This window comes from Pseudoduganella ginsengisoli, from assembly GCF_009720865.1.
GTDB lineage: Bacteria > Pseudomonadota > Gammaproteobacteria > Burkholderiales > Burkholderiaceae_D > Rugamonas > Rugamonas ginsengisoli.
In genome coordinates, this window is record NZ_WNLA01000001.1 from 340561 (window position 1) to 358804 (window position 18244).

18 protein-coding genes and 1 tRNA gene are annotated in these 18244 nt (G+C 54.5%); 7 read left to right on the forward strand and 12 right to left on the reverse strand.

The window, feature by feature from the left end:
- Window positions 1–128: 128 nt before the first annotated feature.
- The 4 genes from GM668_RS01455 to GM668_RS01470 all read right to left on the reverse strand — a co-directional run bounded on the left by GM668_RS01455 (window position 129) and on the right by GM668_RS01470 (window position 2823).
- The gene (locus GM668_RS01455) at window positions 129–557 is read right to left on the reverse strand and encodes a lysozyme inhibitor LprI family protein (protein ID WP_155437147.1); all 429 of its coding nucleotides are present in this window, start codon (window positions 555–557) and stop codon (window positions 129–131) included.
- A complete protein-coding gene (locus tag GM668_RS01460) occupies window positions 545–820 on the reverse strand; it encodes a hypothetical protein (RefSeq protein WP_155437148.1) in 276 nt (91 codons plus the stop codon). The genes GM668_RS01455 and GM668_RS01460 overlap by 13 nt, the downstream gene beginning before the upstream one ends.
- 149 nt (window positions 821–969) lie before the next feature.
- Complete coding sequence (locus GM668_RS01465; protein ID WP_155437149.1) at window positions 970–1761, reverse strand: PEP-CTERM sorting domain-containing protein; 792 nt, start codon at window positions 1759–1761, stop codon at window positions 970–972.
- 852 nt (window positions 1762–2613) lie between these two features.
- Window positions 2614–2823, reverse strand: a complete 210-nt coding sequence (locus tag GM668_RS01470; RefSeq protein ID WP_155437150.1) for a hypothetical protein — start codon at window positions 2821–2823, stop codon at window positions 2614–2616.
- A gap of 257 nt (window positions 2824–3080) precedes the next feature.
- Here GM668_RS01470 and GM668_RS01475 point away from each other — a divergent pair, with 257 nt between their 5' ends.
- From GM668_RS01475 to GM668_RS01490, 4 genes are all read left to right on the forward strand, one after another.
- On the forward strand, window positions 3081–3947 hold the full coding sequence (locus GM668_RS01475) for a phage integrase N-terminal domain-containing protein (protein WP_155437151.1): 867 nt from the start codon (window positions 3081–3083) through the stop codon (window positions 3945–3947).
- Between the two features lie 62 nt (window positions 3948–4009).
- Window positions 4010–4210 (forward strand): helix-turn-helix transcriptional regulator, encoded by a 201-nt coding sequence (locus GM668_RS01480; protein ID WP_155437152.1) that lies wholly within the window; start codon window positions 4010–4012, stop codon window positions 4208–4210.
- 250 nt (window positions 4211–4460) lie between these two features.
- Window positions 4461–5681, forward strand: a complete 1221-nt coding sequence (locus GM668_RS01485; protein WP_155437153.1) for a hypothetical protein — start codon at window positions 4461–4463, stop codon at window positions 5679–5681.
- Complete coding sequence (locus GM668_RS01490) at window positions 5681–7012, forward strand: hypothetical protein (RefSeq protein WP_155437154.1); 1332 nt, start codon at window positions 5681–5683, stop codon at window positions 7010–7012. The genes GM668_RS01485 and GM668_RS01490 overlap by 1 nt, the downstream gene beginning before the upstream one ends.
- Window positions 7013–7547: 535 nt before the next feature.
- Here the strand turns inward: GM668_RS01490 and GM668_RS01495 are convergent.
- The 4 genes from GM668_RS01495 to pepN all read right to left on the reverse strand — a co-directional run bounded on the left by GM668_RS01495 (window position 7548) and on the right by pepN (window position 12803).
- The gene (locus GM668_RS01495) at window positions 7548–8762 is read right to left on the reverse strand and encodes a tyrosine-type recombinase/integrase (RefSeq protein WP_155437155.1); all 1215 of its coding nucleotides are present in this window, start codon (window positions 8760–8762) and stop codon (window positions 7548–7550) included.
- Window positions 8763–8940: 178 nt separating this feature from the next.
- Window positions 8941–9016 (reverse strand) — tRNA-Thr (locus GM668_RS01500).
- Between the two features lie 95 nt (window positions 9017–9111).
- A complete protein-coding gene (locus GM668_RS01505; RefSeq protein ID WP_155437156.1) occupies window positions 9112–10113 on the reverse strand; it encodes a class 1 fructose-bisphosphatase in 1002 nt (333 codons plus the stop codon).
- 44 nt (window positions 10114–10157) lie between these two features.
- On the reverse strand, window positions 10158–12803 hold the full coding sequence (gene pepN / locus GM668_RS01510) for an aminopeptidase N (RefSeq protein ID WP_155437157.1): 2646 nt from the start codon (window positions 12801–12803) through the stop codon (window positions 10158–10160).
- Window positions 12804–13028: 225 nt separating this feature from the next.
- On the opposite strand from pepN, the gene GM668_RS01515 reads away from it, so the two are divergent.
- Complete coding sequence (locus tag GM668_RS01515) at window positions 13029–13676, forward strand: DUF4136 domain-containing protein (RefSeq protein ID WP_155437158.1); 648 nt, start codon at window positions 13029–13031, stop codon at window positions 13674–13676.
- A 53-nt stretch (window positions 13677–13729) separates the two neighbouring features.
- On the opposite strand, the gene GM668_RS01520 is transcribed toward GM668_RS01515, so the two are convergent.
- Entirely contained in the window at window positions 13730–15325 is a 1596-nt protein-coding gene (locus GM668_RS01520; RefSeq protein ID WP_155437159.1) for a GDYXXLXY domain-containing protein, read from the reverse strand.
- Window positions 15322–16284, reverse strand: coding sequence for a DUF2157 domain-containing protein (locus GM668_RS01525; RefSeq protein WP_155437160.1), 963 nt, complete (start codon window positions 16282–16284; stop codon window positions 15322–15324). The genes GM668_RS01520 and GM668_RS01525 overlap by 4 nt, the downstream gene beginning before the upstream one ends.
- Window positions 16285–16534: 250 nt before the next feature.
- Between GM668_RS01525 and GM668_RS30995 the strand changes: the two genes are divergently transcribed.
- Window positions 16535–16717 (forward strand): AbrB/MazE/SpoVT family DNA-binding domain-containing protein, encoded by a 183-nt coding sequence (locus GM668_RS30995; protein WP_170305480.1) that lies wholly within the window; start codon window positions 16535–16537, stop codon window positions 16715–16717.
- Window positions 16714–17130: a type II toxin-antitoxin system death-on-curing family toxin gene (locus tag GM668_RS01530; RefSeq protein WP_155437161.1), complete on the forward strand. Its 417-nt coding sequence runs from the start codon at window positions 16714–16716 to the stop codon at window positions 17128–17130. The genes GM668_RS30995 and GM668_RS01530 overlap by 4 nt, the downstream gene beginning before the upstream one ends.
- Here GM668_RS01530 and GM668_RS31420 read toward each other — a convergent pair.
- Window positions 17121–17255 (reverse strand): hypothetical protein, encoded by a 135-nt coding sequence (locus GM668_RS31420; RefSeq protein ID WP_260115488.1) that lies wholly within the window; start codon window positions 17253–17255, stop codon window positions 17121–17123. The two genes, GM668_RS01530 and GM668_RS31420, sit on opposite strands and share 10 nt — an antisense overlap.
- A gap of 11 nt (window positions 17256–17266) precedes the next feature.
- A complete protein-coding gene (locus tag GM668_RS01535) occupies window positions 17267–18241 on the reverse strand; it encodes a quinone oxidoreductase family protein (protein WP_155437162.1) in 975 nt (324 codons plus the stop codon).
- Window positions 18242–18244: the final 3 nt, after the last annotated feature.

Sequence of the window (18244 nt, forward strand, 5' to 3'; positions counted from 1 at the left end):
TGGATTGTTTCAGCATCGTGGTTCCGATCTGCAGCATGGAATGCCATTTTGCGCCTTGAGGCGCGTGGCGATTTAAAAATGAACTGCGAGAACTCCGCAGGCTGCGGAGCCCTCAACACTTGCACGGATTAGGAGGCAGGTAAGTCTGCAACAGCGTTGGTTAGTTGACCGGCCCGGCGGTAATTCAACTCTGCCACGCAAGCCAGCCGCATCATCTCCAGCGCATTACCAATTGCCCCGCCTCCAAGGGATGCCGCAAATGCACAATGGGCGTCCCTGTAGCGCAGGAACTCGCGTCCGGATGTTTCCAAACGCACTTTCGCAGCCCTGACAAACTTTGCATCCTCATCCCATTTAGCCAGCGCTGCACTGGCACTTTCCTCAGCCTGCTTCAACACTTTCGCGCTCTGCGCCGCATGATGCACCAAACAATCCCGCATACCGGCTTCCGAAAACGCACTGCATTCCTCGCGTAACGCCCTTTCCGCTGGCAGAGGAGGCGCAGCAAGTAACGGTGCCGAAAAAATCAGGCTGGCAGCTGCAATTAGCGCACGCATGAGGCTTCCTTCCCTTTGCGTATCAGACTTAAAGCAAAGTCGAGCTTCTTCGCATAATTGGGGTCCCCTCCCCCGTTATATCGATGCGCAACCATGGACGTGGAAATGGGCCGCCAGCCGATAATGACTTGTTGGATCGATGTGCGCTGATACTTCACGGCCCTGCGCAAATCGCAGTCCCAGGCATTCCATTTGCTGTCACCAGCAGCCTTACTTATTCCGTCTTGCCATTTCTCAAAACCACTCTTGGACAAGGTCGCCATCACATTCCTCCATCAAATCGGTCAGGAAGAAAATTATTGGCGCTGCGCTTTGTCACGGACTTGAGACAAATCACCAGACCCGAACCTGAAAATAAAAAGGCAGCTCCGCCGAGCTGCCTTTTTTATCCAGCACGAGGCTGGTTTAGCAATTACGAATTGTTGTTGCGGCGGCGACGGGCAGCCAGCATGGCGCCTGCGCCCAGCAGCATCAGTGCTGCGGTTTGTGGCTCAGGTACGTGTACTGGTGGAATCACTGCACCGAAACCATCGATGTACGCATAGCCGAAGTGGCCGGTTGGGTTGCAGTCTGCAGCCAGCAGCGACAGCGTGAAATCGTGGCCAGCCAGGCCCGCATCGATGGCCAGCTGTTCGATTTGCCAATCAGGTGTGTAGAAAATGCTGCCGATGCTGGAGAAGCGCGAATCCACGCCGCCACCGCCGGCGCCAGCGTTGTACACGCGGCTGATCAGCTGGGTGCCAGTGGTATCGTCGTGCAGGGACACGAAGATCGCTGCCGATTCATCTTCGGTGTGGCCGCCGTTTTCCAGGACAGCTTTCCACGCGAAGAAGATGTTGGCGTCCGTATAGTTCATGACTTTCTGGCTGATCACGGAAGCGTAGCCGCCCCAGGTCTGGTCTTCAGCGCGGTACGAATAGTTGCCGGAATAAACCGTCGAGCCCAGCGCAGCGCCGACATTCACGTCCACCGTGCCGGCTGCATTGATGCCCGAACGCGACGAACCAGCGTCATACAGGCTGCCACCTGGCAGGAAGTCGGCAGTCGACATACCCGAGTTCAACACGCCGCCGCGGAAGCCGCCGCCGACCGTCCAGCCGTTGGCGTTGCCGTCTTCGAAGCCGCCGTTGACGAAGGCGGTTGCGTTGGCAAAGTTGGCGAAAGCAAGCAGCAGCGCTGCTGGTACTAATTTGGAAAGTTTCATGGCCGTCCCTTAGTTATTGATCAATGGAAAAATTATAATGTTGCCGGTTTAACCATTAGCACAAACCGTGCCAAATAGCTAAGCCATTGAAAATAAACAAGAAACAAATATTGCCTTATGGATAATGTTAATATTTCCGACACTTCCTAGCAACAAAAAAGGGTTACAGGCGCAAACCTGTAACCCTAAAGCAAAAAGGGCAATCCCGAAGGATTGCCCTTTTTATTTGGTGCGCTGACCGGAATCCAACGACAGAGGAGGAATTGGCGGCGTTTTCAGAAAAGTACCGCCAAAAATACCGCCAAAACTTCAAGTGCTGCGTGCCTGGAATTTCCGGCCCCCTTCGCGCCTCGGCCATGTGCACCGGAAAAACGGTCCCGCCCAAACGAATCACTTGCAAACGCCGGTTTGCGGCATAGAATGAAGCCCTCATATGTGGGAATCGCTCCCACGAGGGCATGCATCGAGCATGTCCCTATGCTCTAGCGGCATAGGCGTTGCGGTCGTCACCCGCCTTCAGATTAAGAGCGCCAAGTGCGCTCCCATAAGTCGATTAAGCTGGCATCACACGGCAACGTGGCCAGCGACTTAGAAAAAGCCGCCGGAATCCGGTGGCATGCTTTACCGGTCAGCGCCCTTACGGCGCTATATGGCAAGGACAAGTTTCTTGCATCGATAAGCCCGCACGTCCCTTGTGATTTGCGGGCCGCCTCAAGCCCTGCGTTGCATTCTGCGCGGCTGGCACGCCCCTCCAGTAGCGGTATCGCTGGAAGCCAGCACACGCATGAATCGACTATGCAGGCGCTTCCGATTGGCCGCGTTCGTCGCACATCGTGCGATAGCGGCATCACCTCAGAGGGTTGTCATGGGTACGGTCACGCGCGTCGTTACTGGCGGCGTGCTGCCAGTGACGACGCGCCGCATGGGGCATAAACCCTGGCGGCAAGCGGCATTTTGCCGCGTGATGGTGGTCAGTGATGGGGCCAAGCGGCCCACTTCGCCAGCAAGCCTTGCGAAGTCCTGCGCCCGCTTCGGGCTGGTTAATTGTTTCGATACGTGCACGAGGTGCACTCCATGGACCCTGGGTGATTGGTCCCCGCTGTGGCAGTTCCCCCCGGGAACGCGCAGCGGTGCCACACGCGCATGCGGCGCGGGCAGGCAGTACAGCAACCGCAAACACGGGGGTGGTGCCCCGGGGCCTTTATTCAAACCTGTCCTGCTGCGGCAGTACGGGTGGCCAGAAACACTGACCAGACTGACTTACACCATGCGGCATCGATGTTGTGTTGAACCCCATAGATCGAGAGGAGGACTTTGCCATGCGCGACTTGAACTACCAGCTCAAGCAACTGTGTCACCGCAACCGCGACGGCAGCTTTGCCACGCAGGCCGACCGCGAGCGTTTATTGACCCTGTGCGCGAACGACCTGACCGCACGCGGTTTCCAGCATTTGAACGCGGACAGCCTGAAACCGAAGCATGTGACGGCGCTGCTCGAAAAATGGAAGCAGGACGGCATCAGTACCGGCACGATTAAAAACCGCATGAGCGCCTTGCGCTGGTGGGCCGAAAAGGTCGGCAAGGACAACGTCATTGCGCGCTCCAATAGCGAATACGGGATCGCTGAGCGGGTGTTTGTCACCAATGTCTCGAAGGCCAAGGTGCTGGACGGCGACATGCTGGCCCGTGTGACTGATCCCTATACGCGAATGTCCCTACAGTTGCAGGCGGCGTTTGGATTACGGCGAGAGGAAAGCATCAAGATCAAGCCGGGGTGGGCGGACTGCGGGAGCTTCTTGCGGTTGCAGGATAGCTGGACCAAGGGCGGCAAATATCGTGAGGTGCCGATTACCACGGCGCAGCAGCAGGCCGTGCTGGATGCGGCCAAAGCACTGGCGGGGAAAGGCAGCTTGATTCCGGCGCAGTTGCGGTATCGAGATCAGTTGAATCGTTTCCGAGCGCAGTGCGATAAGGCGGGCATCCATGGCGTGCACGGATTGCGGCACGAGTATGCACAGCGGCGCTATGCCGAGTTGACTGGCTGGCCGTGTCCTGCAAATGGTGGCAGCACATCGAAGCAACTGGCTGCCGCCGACAAGCAAGCTGATCACGATGCGCGGCTCAAGTTATCGAAGGAGATGGGTCATTTTCGCGAACAGGTCACCTCGATTTATTTAGGCAGATGACAGATCAGTTCACGCACTACTCTTTCCTCGCCAACCTCTTTTCAAGAACAACAGGAACAATCATGACCACGACCAAAAAATTCCTCCGCTTACCAGCGGTGATCGAAGCTACCGGATGGTCCCGCGCGACAATCTGGCGGAAAGTGAAGGCTGGCGTATTGCCAGCGCCGATTCCCATCGGTCCCAAGTCCATCGCTTGGGATGCAGAGGAAATCGCCCAGTGGCAGCAGCGCTGCATTGATGCCAGCCGTGGAGTCGGTTGAACAAATTCTGGGTCGGCATATCACTCCGCAGTTCGTGCATGGCATTTAGTGACAAAGTGTGAGCTTTACACTTGAGCAAGATGATATGCTGCAACTTTTCTAGCGCCGACCAGAAGTAAACATGTGCATACTGGATGACGAATACCAAGAATTCGAACAACTTTAATCAAAGAAATACGCGCGACTTGCTTTATTTTCTTGAATGTTAGCATCACTTGTTTCATTTAACTCTATATGAAGAGCAATCCGCATGAAACTTACTATTCTTGACGAAAAAAACGAAGCGGATGCCATCTGCTATTTATGCAAAATTGACCTAATCAGTTATGTCAATTCTATTCCAACTACATATCGCGAATTTGATGTTCAACGAGGAATTGTTTCAAATAAATATTTAGATCATCTTGCTGAAACCATTAATAAAAAAAGACACATTCCTTCTATCGTTTTAGTTACTGATGAGGTTTCTATCACAAAAAGTACTAGTAATCGTTTTTTGAAAATAGACGATTATAGAATTCTAGATGGCCTTCAACGAACACATAGACTAAAAATAATATGGGACATAGTGGGATTTCTAGTCAATGCCATTGATAAATCTGTCGCCTTAAATAATCCAAGCAAATTTACTCGCTCCAATTCTGCAAATATAAAATCTCTCGGCGGGGATGTAAAATTAGTTCGCAATCTGATTGAATTGGGATGTGCAGAGCTTGAAACTCAGGAAGAATTTTTCGATGAAAATACACTCTGGATTGAGGTGTGGACTAATTTAGGGCGATCTGAGCAAGTTGAGAAAATGCTCCTTCTAAATGCGGGACACAAATCTGTAAATATTAAACATCAACTGGAATTGTTATTTTTAAATATGCTCTTCCGCTTGGAAGACATAGCTCCTGACGGCGTCAGCTTTATTCGAGAAAAAGAACAAAGTGCAATTCAGTATAGCAAATCAAGAAATGTTGGCGAATATCATTTCGCCCACGTTATTTCTGCACTAATAGCTTTAAGCGCAGGCAAGATCGTAAATACCAACAGTGATTTGGTAAGTGATATGCAATCAAATCAAAATGATTATATTGATTTAATTGAAGGATTTAACCTTAGGCTTATCAAAACATTTGTAGAATTCTTATTTTCTTTAGATAAGTCCCTTAATTCTGTATATGGTGATGTTGGAGTTAAATGGCTGGGGCGGGAAGTTGTTCTAATTGGCATGTTTGGAGCGATTGGAGATTTTTCTGAAGAGCAGCCTGAAGCGCTCGTAAAAGTTTTTTCCAGGCTTGAATTGCAATTACATTCCCTTGTGAAATCCCTGCAACTGGCAAGCTTTGAGCAAGAACGAAATAAAGTTGAATTGAACAAGGTGAATGTCGGAAATGTAAATAAACGTGCTGTATTTAAAGCCGTTCATGATCTTCTTCGCGGCATCAAGTTTCAAGGTTGGAAGACATATTTCGGGGGTAATTAATGAAGTACAACGAAATTGTCTATAGCTCTGTTCGAGGGCTGCTAGCTAGTTACAGTCAAAAAATAAATGACTTTCTAGATAGTGGAGAAAACGACACTCTTTTAGACATAGTGACGAGCATTGATGAGATGCTTGCTATTGTTGATGCAGCAATCGCTACGCCTGGAGCAGATCCGTTTTTAAACGATGTGTTTAGTTTATTCAGATTTCCACAAAACTCAGTGGAAATCGAAAAAATAGATCCTATTTATTTCAAGAAAACAATTGCAATTCTAACATTGGCAACCTTGCTCGAAAACGATCAAAGCCTGGACCTCGATAAGGAGATTGATTTTCCTGTTGAATCATTCAAATTGCTATCTGATACTGGGCCAATGTTGCCGTTCAAATCATTTGGAGTAGCTAATATAAGTACCCCTAAAGATTCAATGGCTTACATTGAATTCCGTGATGAGACGTGGCATCAGCAGCTTGGCGAGTCAAAATTTAACAACCAGTTGCTAGGTTGTATTTTACATGTCGTTTCTTCTGATACCTCATTAATATTTAATTCAGCATATATATTGGTCAGGGACGATGCCGATGACGTAAAAGCGGTGGAAGCTGCATTAAGATTGCATGCTATTAGTCAAGGAAAAACAATTCATATTCCTATAGAGAGTACTATCAATCCATCACTTAACGGGACAGGCTTGATTTCCCCCAAGAATCATTACCAACAATTCAATGAAACAATACTTATCTTAAGTGAATTTAATGCAAGATCAGATATTCTAAATAAATTCCTTAGCTTGTACCATGTCATTGAAGGTTTTATGCACAAAGTCCCTTTGGTCGATTTGGGGAAAAATAACAATGGAAAAATGTTTTCTATACGTGATTTCAAACGTCTATACAATACGGTAGATGTCAATGAAACAGCTGCAATTAAAGAAATTTTTAAGATATTTTGGGATGTAAACATTGGACCTATCGCATTTTCAAAAGTTGTTGAGAATGCGATTAAATCTACCAAAACGCTCCCTGGATATGTGAAGGAGGATATGGATTTGCTTTTAACAAAGCTAGAGGTATTTGATACGAACGGAGCTACTCAGTTGAGCAATGGGTGCACATCCACCAAATATTCTTTATTAATTTATAAAGTAAGATGCGCCATTGTTCACAATAGTGAAACCGAACTCCATATTTCGCACTTTAATCTATCAAAAACATTAATATATTTGATTGATGAAATTATTATGAAACCATTAGAGGGGTTGGTCTTTAAAGTGATTAGCGATAAAACCAGCCGCGTGTGGTATTCTGGCCCGGTGCTGCAACTATATTAAAATTGTTCTGGAATTCCACTATCTACGAAAGGCCTAGTGAGTTGCGGCGTTACATATCAGATTGGCACCATAACATTATGATGATGCTATGGCTATGGCGTTGCCTGGGCTTGTTGATTTAGTGATCCCATAGTTAACGAAGCAACCCACAAAGGCTAAATAATACTAGTATAATAAATGACAAACAACGGACTGGATTCAGATCACAGGCTTATTTGAAGATAAGTTCTTTCGAATAACGAGAGAGGAAATTGAGCTTAGAAAACGTGCATCTGAGGCAAACCGATATTTCCTGCAACAATCTCTTAGCAAGAAAATTTATTTATTTTTTGCTTTCAAAATTAAAAGTAAATTTCCTGATGGACGAAATCGATTATTTACGCGTTCGACATCAGGATCTTGGGGGGTATGAAATAATCAATAAGTTTCATACCTTGAACATACGGAGTAGATTTTTTAGGGGGGGATTGTTTTTATATTTTTTGAAAACTATAAGTCTATCTACGATTGAGTCCAAGATATGACTCCCCCTCTCCTACGCGCCGCCATGGATTGGAATAACCTCAGCACCAACCCGCAGTTTATCCAGATAATTAGCCCACCGCTGCATCATTTCCCGTCGTGCTGGCAAATGCGACGTGCGGTTGTAGGCACGCCCCAGCGGGTCACGTACCGTATGGGCAAGCTGGTGCTCGATCAGGTCCGGACGCTCTCCAAGCACTTCATCCAGAATGGTTCGGGCCATGGCGCGAAAGCCATGGCCGGTCATGACTTCTTTGCTGTAGCCCATGTTGCGCAAGGCGGCATTAATCGTGTTCTCGCTCATGCAGGCTTTGCTGCGCAGGCTGGGGAAGACATACCGTCCATCGCCAGTGATCGGGTACAGATCGCGTAAAACCCCCACTGCCTGCGTGCTGAGCGGCACAAGGTGTTCGACCTTCATTTTCATCTTGGCCGCAGGTATCCGCCACTCTGCCGCATCCAAATCGATTTCCGCCCACTCTGCGGCCCGCAGTTCACCGGGACGGACAAACACCAAGGGCGCCAGCTTGAGCGCCGCCACGGCCGCAGGAAAGCCGTGGTAATCGTAAATGGCGCGCATCAGCGCCCCAACCTGCTTCGGCTCGGTGATGGCGGCGAAATTGCCTTTCACGGTCGGCGCGAGCGCGCCGCGCAAGTCGGCCGTGATATCGCGCTCCACCAGATCGAGCGCCACCGCGAACCTGAAGATCTGGCCACAGACCTGTTTGACCCGATGAGCGGACTCGACTGCGCCCCGCGCTTCCATTTTTTGCACGGCGGCAAGGACGTCACGCGGCTTGATTTCGGTAATCGGCTTTTTCCCAATGGCGGGGAAGATATTCTTCTCCAGCCAGCCCCGCACCTTCTCTTGGGTACTGGCTGTCCGCGTGGGCGCAATTTTCGACAGCCACTGATGGGCAATAACTTCAAAGGTTTGTTCGGCGGCGGCAGCTCTGGCGCTGCGGTCGTTCCGCTTGGCCTGGCTCGGGTCGATGCCCTCCGCCAGTAGTTTGCGGGCCTCATCACGCCGCTTGCGGGCAGTGGCCAGCGATACTTCCGGATAGACGCCCAGTGCCAGCGTCTTTCGCTTGCCAAGGAAACGGTAATTCATCCGCCAGTACTTTCCTGTCTCTTTGACAAGAAGGTACATACCGGCCCCATCGGTGTATTTTTCGCCACCGGGCTTGCCCGGCTTGACCAGCCGGACGAAAGTATCAGTCAGCGCCATGTTCGCCTCCGCTGGCGGTATCTCGTTTTACGTTACGAGCCAGATACCGCCACAGGTACCGCCATTTCTGCGAGCTTTCATGCTACGCCGTGGGACTGCCGGAGACAACAAAAAACCCGCGCTCCCTATGAGAGAGGCGGGTTTCTGATACTTCCTGATACTGCTTGTACTACTGTATTGGTGCCGCTGACCGGAATCGAACTGGTGACCTTCGCATTACGAATGCGCTGCTCTACCGACTGAGCTACAGCGGCGAAACCTTTTCTTAGCTACGTTCCACTGAGTGGTTCGCTGCAAGAGGCTCGCATTCTAACAAACAACTTTCGAAATGCGCAAGGGTGTTTTTTAATTATTCTGCGTGATAGCCCGTCACCACCGCCACTTCATCGCGGGAACCCAGGAATACCGGTACGCGCTGGTGCAGTTTGGCGGGCTGGATATCCAGGATGCGCTGCTTGCCGTCAGTGGCGGCGCCGCCTGCCTGCTCCACGATGAACGCCATCGGGTTGGCTTCATACATCAGGCGCAGCTTGCCTGGCTGCGACGGGTCGCGCGAGTCGGCCGGGTACATGAACACGCCGCCGCGGTTCAGGATACGGTGCACGTCAGCCACCATCGAGGCGATCCAGCGCATGTTGAAGTTCTTGCCGCGCGGGCCCGTGTCACCGGCCAGCAATTCATCGATGTAGCGCGTGACTGGTGCGTGCCAGTGGCGCGAGTTCGACATGTTGATGGCGAATTCCTTGGTGGCGGCAGGGATTTGCATGCCGCGCTGGGTCAGCACCCACGAACCCATTTCGCGGTCCAGCGTGAAGCAGTTGACGCCATTGCCGGTGGTGAGCACCAGCTGGGTTTGCGGGCCGTACACGGCGTAGCCGGCGGCGACCTGCTTGCTGCCAGGCTGCAGGAAATCCTGCTCGCTAGGGTCTTTCATGCCTTCCGGCGCTTTCAGCACGGAGAAGATGGTGCCGATCGACACGTTGACGTCGATGTTCGACGAACCGTCCAGCGGATCGAACACCAGCAGGTATTCGCCCATTGGGTAGCGGTTCGGGATGCGGTGGATGGTTTCCATTTCTTCGGACGCCATCGCGGCCAGGTGGCCACCCCACTCATTGGCTTCCAGCAGGATTTCGTTGGAAATCACGTCCAGCTTCTTTTGCACTTCGCCTTGCACATTTTCCGTTTCCAATGCGCCCAGCACGTCGCCCAGGGCGCCTTTGCCCACGCTGTGGCTGATGGTTTTGCAGGAACGGGCCACCACTTCGATCAGCAGGCGCAGTTCGGCCGGGATCGAGTTGTGCTTGCGTTGTTCTTCGACCAGGTATTGGGTCAGGCTGATGCGTTTCATTGTTTTCCTAGTTTGGTTTCGTTGAAAATCGTTAATTCGAGTCGTTAATTCGCCAGCGCTTTGCTGACCACTTCATTGACGTCATTCGACAGGCCCGGGCTGGCGGCGACTTTTTCCAGCGCGCGGCGCATTTGATCCTGCAAGTCCGGCACATAGCGGCGCCAGCGGTCCAGGCTGCGCGCCAGGCGGGCCGCCACTTGCGGGTTGATGGCGTTGAGCTGGATGACGTTTTCCGCCCACAGCGCATAGCCGCTGCCATCGTGCGCATGGAATTGCGCAGGGTTTGCATTGCAATAGCTGAACAGCAGGCTGCGTGCGCGGTTCGGGTTCTTGATATTGAAGGCTGGGTGCTGCATCAGCTCGCGCACCTTGGCGATGCCCGTATGCGGGCTGGCGCCCTGCATCGCGAACCATTTATCGATGACCAGCGCCTCGTTCTCGAATTCGTCATAGAAACGCTGCAGGTACGGCGCCGCATCGGATCCGCTGTGGATCAGCGACACCAGGGCCGACGCGCGGTCCGTCATGTTGGATGCGTCATCAAACTGTTGCTGCGCCAGTTTCAATTCTGCCGGACCCGGTTCGATCATCAGGTAAGCCAGCGCCAGGTTTTTCAAGCCGCGCTTGCCGGCCGACTGCGCATCCGGGCTGTATGGGCCGGGCGTCAAGTTCGCTTCGTACTGCGCCAGCAATTCCGGCGCCAGTTCGCGCGCCAGCGTGCGGCGCATGAACTGGCGCGCCGCGTGGATCGCTTGCGGATCGACGACATCCATGCTTTCCGCAATGATGGTTTCCGATGGCAGGATCAATGCCTGTTCACGGAACGCCGGGTCCAGCGACGCATCGGCCAGCACGGCGCGCTGTGCCGCGATAAAGGTGTCGTCCAGCGCCAGTTCGGCGCCCGCGGCGGCAGCTTTCGCCAGCTTCAGCAGCCGTTCCATGGCCAGGCGCTGGCCTGCTTCCCAGCGGTTGACGGCGTCACTGTCGTAGCGGAACAGGTGCAGCAATTCAGCGTCCGTGTAATCGTATTCCAGCACGACCGGCGCGGAGAAATCGCGCAGGATCGATGGCACCGGCTTTTCTTTCACGTTGGTGAAGCGGAAGGTCTGTTCTTCTTCCGTGAAATCCAGCACTGCCGTGGTCGCGCCCACAACTTTGCCATCCACGGCCAGCGCAATATCGTTGCCTTCGGCATCGAGCAAGCCGACCGCCACCGGGATGTGGAACGGCAGTTTATTGGTCTGGCCCGGCGTATCCGGGCAGCGCTGGCGCAGCGTGATTTCATACGTCTGGTCAGCCGGATCATATTGGGTCGTCGCCGTGACAACCGGCGTACCGGCCTGGCTATACCAGCGCTCGAACTGCGTCAGGTCGACGCCATTCGCATCAGCCATCGCGGCGCGGAAGTCGTCGCACTGCACGGCCTGGCCGTCATGGCGCTGGAAGTACAAATCCATGCCTTTGCGGAAGCCTTCGCGGCCCAGCAGGGTCTGGTACATGCGCACCACTTCCGCGCCTTTTTCATACACAGTCACCGTGTAGAAGTTATTGATCTCGACAAACGAATCGGGCCGCACGGGGTGCGCCATCGGGCCCGCGTCTTCCGGGAATTGCGCCTGGCGCAAGGTCCGCACCTGGTCGATACGGGTCACGGCGCGGCCGCTGGCCGTGCCGATCATGTCAGCCGAGAATTCCTGGTCGCGGAATACCGTCAAGCCTTCTTTCAGCGACAGCTGGAACCAGTCGCGGCATGTGACGCGGTTGCCGGTCCAGTTGTGGAAATATTCGTGGCCGACCACGGCTTCAATACCGGCGTAATCGATATCGGTGGCCGTGCGCGGATTGGCCAGCACGAACTTGGTATTAAAGATGTTTAATCCCTTGTTTTCCATCGCGCCCATGTTGAAGTCGCCCACGGCGACAATCATGAAGCGGTCCAGGTCCAGTTCCAGGCCGAAGCGTTCCTCATCCCAGCGGATCGAGTTTTTCAGCGACTGCATCGCATAGTCGGTCTTGTCGAGGTTGCCCTCTTCGACCCACACTTGCAGCAGCACTTCGCGGCCGGATTTCAGCGTGTACGTCTCTTCCTGGCACACCAGTTTGGCTGCCACCAGCGCAAACAAATACGACGGCTTTTTGAACGGGTCTTCCCATTTGGCGTAATGGCGGCCATCGCCGAGGTCGCCTTGCTCCAGCAAGTTACCGTTCGATAGCAGCACGGGATAGCGTTCCTTGTCGGCGCGCAGCATCACCGTGTATTTCGCCATCACGTCCGGCCGGTCAGGGAAATACGTGATGCGGCGGAAGCCTTCCGCTTCGCACTGCGTGTAAAAACTGCCGTTCGACACATACAGGCCGGACAGAGTCGTGTTATTGACGGGTGCGCACAGCGTTTCGATTTCCAGGGTCGCCTGTTGCGGCGCTTTGGGGATCGTCAGCGTGTTCGCGCCCAGCAGGTACTGGCCGGGTTCCAGCGTCTTGCCATTCATCCGCAAGGCGACCAGTTCGATGTCTTCACCGTGCAAAACAATGTCTTTGCTCTTGCCGTCGGGATTGCGGGTTAACGTGACGCGGCTGGCCACAATGGTACGGGCCGGGTCCAGATCGAAACCCAGTTCTACCGTGTGTACCAGGTAGCTGGGAGGGGTATAGTCTTTACGGAAGATCGTCTGAGGGCTGTCTGTGCGCATGAGAAATTCGACCGGACGTTGATGGAAAAGGCTATTTTACCAATACCGCCCCTGTGCGACGCGCGCCAGCGGTAATACCAGTTACAGCCGGGTCCCTTTCCATCGCAGTGGCGGCGGATTCAACGGAGATTTTTGCTGCTCTTCTTCTTGCTGTTACAAACTGTAATAATCATGCGCAACATAGCGTGCCGCCATACACTTAAATATCCATCGGGAGCAACCATCATGAAAACTTTTGCGATACTGGCTGCGGCAGCCGGTTTGCTGCTGACCGGATGCGCCACCACCATCCGCAGCGACGTGACCACATTCCAGCAATGGCCGGCTGCGGGCGTGCCGGACAAGTCCTATGTGTTCGACAACCCGCCGCCGACGGAAAACACGCTGGAATTGAAGACTTACCAGAATATGGTCAGCACGGAGCTGGCCAAGCTGGGCTTTACGCAAGTGCCGGACAATGCCAATCCCAAATTGAAAGTAGGTGTTCACTTCAGCACCATCGACCGCCCTGTCAAGGTACTGCAAGCCACCGATCCGTTCTGGATGGGCCCCTACTGGGGGCCGCGCTATGTGGGCCGGGGATTTTACCGTCCTTACTGGGGCCCCTACCGCTGGGCCGGCTGGGGCCCGTATTACGACCCATTCTGGTATGGTCCGCTGGAAGTCCAGGAAACCATCCGCCACAACTATGAACGCCAGCTGCGCGTGTCGATCAATACCATTGATGGGCAAAAATTGTTTGACGTGACGGTGCAAAACACGAGCCGCCGCCAGTCGACGCCGGCCGTGATGCCGGCGCTGGTGCAGAGTGCGTTTGCGGGGTTCCCGGGAGAAAACGGCAAAGTGAAACAGGTCGAGCTGCAAGTCGAATAAACAACAGCCCGGCAGTTGCAATGACTGCCGGGCTCTCTCATCCAACTGCTGCTTTACAACGGCTTCAGATTCTCCCCTCTCATTCCAACAAGCACAGCTCGACCATCATGCACGCGAAATTCACCGTAGCGCGCACCGGCATAGCGGGCCGCTTCACCCTCCGTGAAGTACCATGCATCGGTCCCCAGCGTGAATTCGCCCCGCTTGTACACGAGATCAATCAGTAATTCATTGGCGGCCAGCGGCTGCGCTGCACGATGCATACGCACCGGCTGCGCAATTGCTTCGCTATTCTTCTGCATCACGATTTGCGCTGCATCCATCATCACCCGAGGCACCGCACCATCAGGCAGGCGCAAATCAAAGCGCAGCACCATGTAATCCCCTTGCATCAGTGAACGGGGATCGGCTGGCGCCAGCCGGACAAAGACTTGCTGCCCTTGCGCAATCCACTGTTCTTTCTGCCAAATTGTGAAGTTCACCAAACCGAGAACAGCTACGGCGCACAGGCCGATGCACCACAGCCGCGCTGGCTGGGGTGATGCGACCTGTACCGGTGATGGCTCCAGCAGCATGCGGGACCGCCATTCCGATGGCGATGGCTGCACTGCTGTGGCCGTGCGCCTTGCCAAGGCGGCAGCGATGGCCACCGTGATCCCCGCCCCTGCAAAGAGCATCGCCTTTTCCAGCAATGAACTGTTCAACTGATAATAGCAGGCTCCAACCACCCAGGCGGCTGCCAATGCCGACGCCATGGCCATGCGCCAGCGTCCCGTTGCACTACAAATAGCCAGCGCAAGCAGCACCGCCCCCAGTTGCGGCATGAAGTACGCCATCGCCGCGACTGCCACGGTGACGATACCGAACCACAGTTGCTGCAACGATGACCAGGCCCGCGCCAGCACAATGGCTGCCGCCAGCGCCAGTGGCGGCGACCACAGGGATGTGGTTTGCTGGTGTGACGCTGTGCCGGAAAGCGGGGAAAAGGTATGCATGAACATGGCTTGCCCTGCGCCTGCCGCCAGCATCAGTAGCGTCACGGCCAGCCAGCCACTGGCCGCCGCTTCAATCCCGGCTGCCCGTCCCGGGTCGCCCGCCTGGATGCAGCTGTGCACGAGGATGAACGCCGCCAGCCACGCCAGTAGCGCGAGATGACCGGCTACCGCGAGGCCGCCCTCCCAATCGTGCAGCACGACTACGGCTCCCGGAAGCATTCCCGCAGCAATGGCGCCAAACATGGTCCGCAGCCACAGCCTGGACAAAAAAGGAATAATCGCCAGCGACAGCACCAAGGCCACCGCAAACATCAGGTCTTCTTGGTGATTCATGGCCAGTGTGCCGGCAATACAGGCAATCCCTGCCGCCATTAACGGTGCGGAGGCATGTTCATGGAATGAATGCGGTCGGGCTAACGACAGCAACATCATGCCTCCCGCCAGCATGCCAGCGCCGGCGAGACCCAGCAGCCATGATCCGCCTTCGCTGCCGGATGCGGCCATCAGCACACCTGCCACGACAAAGGCGATCAGCGGTAGCGCGGCCAGCCATGCGCCTACCGCCAGGATCGCGGTGGCCAGCCATGGTGTGCCGCCTTCGCTGCGCTCTATAGCTGCTTGATGCAGGATCGCGTCGAATTGGTCCCGGTTCATGGTTTTTCTCCCCCCGGTGACCGGGACGGCAACAGCAAACGCGAACTGCCATAGGCCAGCGCCATAGTCGCCAGGCACAGCATGAACGTAGTGCCAAGAATGTCGCTATGGACTTGCAATATCACGCGATAAAGCCCCGCCAACAGCAGAATATCTGTAGCGACAATACCCGCGCCCGCGCAATAGCCATCCGACCAAAGTTGGCTCTTGAATAGCAAGACAATGCCAACTGCCAAGACCAGCGCCAGAAACAGCAGGGGCATGCCAAACTCGCGGAATACAGATTGCAAGACGCCCCACACTGCCTGCGACAGCAATACGGTGACACCAAACCGTACCATCCAGTTTCCCGCACCGGTATGGCGCCGCAACGCTGGATGCGCAGGCAGCAAAAACGCCGCCGAGGCTACCCAGGCCAGTACGTGCGTCAGCGCGTCATCCGCTCCCATCTGCCAGCGGGACGTCATGGCAACCACCCACAGTGCGGCCGCTGTATTCACGACCAGGATCCACGGCGCCCATAACGCATCGCTGCGTACACCCCAGCACATCGGCAAGCCCATTACCGCCCAGGCGGCGAACAATTGCCATGGATCCGCGCCCGTCTGGTAAGTCTGTCCCACGCAGGCCAGCAAGCCACCGATGGTCAGCAGAGCCAGCAGGCTGAGTGGGATACGGGCAGCTGGAAGACGCCATGCGCCGAACAATGCCACGGCCAGCAACGACTGGACTAGTGCAAAACGTCCAAAACGGCCAAACCCATCCCAGTTGGCCGCTACACAAAAAATCACGGCCAGCCCGCCCAGCGCGGTGGCGGCAATGGCCAATCCCTGCGCCATACGGCGCGTTAACGCTGGCGGCTCGCCCTGCAATCCGGCCAGCCGCAACAACTCAGCTGTGGCGTCGGCATCGAGCTGATGCCGGGCTGCCTGTTCGTACAGCGTGTATCTCAAACTCATGTTTTCTCCTGAAAGTTGCTAGAAAGGAGCCGGCTTAATCCGGCAACGCGTTTATGCGCCCCAGGCATTCTGTAGAGAAATTAACAAAGCTTTAGCCGAAATGATCAATAATTTGCGCGATGGCACAGCTCAAGCAAGCTATCCGGTCACGATACGTCTGGCACTCGAATGCACCGCTATATAATAAAAATTATATACAGCGAGGCCATTCTGTTGACATTAAACTACCGTTGGCTCTTCCGAGGGCTTAATCCTGAACAAGGAAGCCAAGCGGATACTGAACGTGCAAAAGGGGGATACCCTTTATTTGACTGAAGCTCCGGATGACGCCATGCGTACTACGCCCTACAATCCGGAGTTTGAGCGTCAAATGGCATTGGCTGAAGCCATAATGCATGACGACCGCGAAATCCTGAGAGTGTTGGCTAAATGACGTGGAACTGGGTTCAACCTGCCACGGTGTACGCAGTTCATGACAAGCAATTGTCAGCGCACGGCGGCTCGTCAGGTGTGCGCAACTTGAACGCAGTGGAATCTGTACTCAGCCGAGCCCAGAATCTTGCTGCCTATGGCAAACTGCCTCACGATGCAGCCGACCTCGCCGCAGCTTATATTCATGACCTGGCTACCAATCACGGGTTCAGTGATGGAAACAAGCGCACAGCATGGGTGATAGGCCGGTTATTCCTCGCGATTAACAATATCAAGCTCCAGTTTACCCATGTAGATGCCATTAATTTCATGCGGGCAGTAGCAAGCGGAAGCAAGGATGAAGTAGAGACGTCAGATTGGATCAGGCAACGTATTGTTCCCGAAACCATGAGCCTGCCGAGATCTCAAGAGTAATACGCCTCGGAAGCAAACGTAATCGCCACCACCAGCAATACCGCCAGCACCAGCACGATCAACAACCGGCCGAATTTCGGGGTGCCGTCATCTTCGTCGTGCTGCTGCTGGCTGATATCGCTCATGTCGTTTCAATTCAAGGAATTAAGATGGTCGACCCGGTCGTCTTGCGCGCTTCCAGGTCGATGTGGGCTTGCGCCACGTCGGCCAGATTATAGCGCTGCTTGACGGGTACCTGGACTTCGCCGCTCTTGACCACGCCAAACAGGGATTTCGCCATGGCTTCCAGGTTTTCCCGCTTGGCCGTGTGCGTCATCAAGGTGGGGCGGGTAATGAACAGCGAACCGCGCGACTGCAATTCATTCAGGCTGAACGGCGGCACGGGGCCGGAGGCATTGCCAAAGCTGACCATGGTGCCCAGCGGGCGCAGGCAATCAAGCGACCCCGTGAAAGTATCCTTGCCGATCGAATCAAAGACCACGGCCACGCCTTCCCCGCCCGTAATCTCCTTGACCCGCTCGACAAAGTTTTCCTTGTTGTAGTTGATGACGTGTTTGGCGCCGTTTTCAATGGCCAGCGCGACTTTTTCTTCCGAGCCCGCAGTACCGATCAAGTTCAAGCCCATGACTTTGGCCCACTGGCACGCAATCAAGCCCACGCCGCCCGCCGCCGCATGGAACAGGACCGTGTCGCCCGCCTTCAACGGCACGGTACGGTGGAAAAGGTATTGCACCGTCATGCCCTGCAACATCATGGCGGCGCCGGTCTCAAAATCTATCTTGTCTGGCAACACCAGCAATAGCGCCGCCGGCATATTGCGCGCCTGCGCATAGGCGCCGTTCGGACGGCCGGCATAGGCCACGCGGTCGCCTACTTTGACTTCCGTGACACCCTCGCCCACCGCTTCCACGATGCCCGCGCCTTCCATGCCGAGACCGGCCGGCAGCGGTTGCGGATACAAGCCCGTGCGGAAATACACGTCAATGAAATTCAAGCCGATGGCTTTATGGCGCACCGTTGCTTCGCCAGGACCGGGCGGCCCCAGTTCCACATCCACATATTCCATCACTTCCGGCCCGCCCGTGCGGGTCATGCGAATTGCCTTAACCATCGT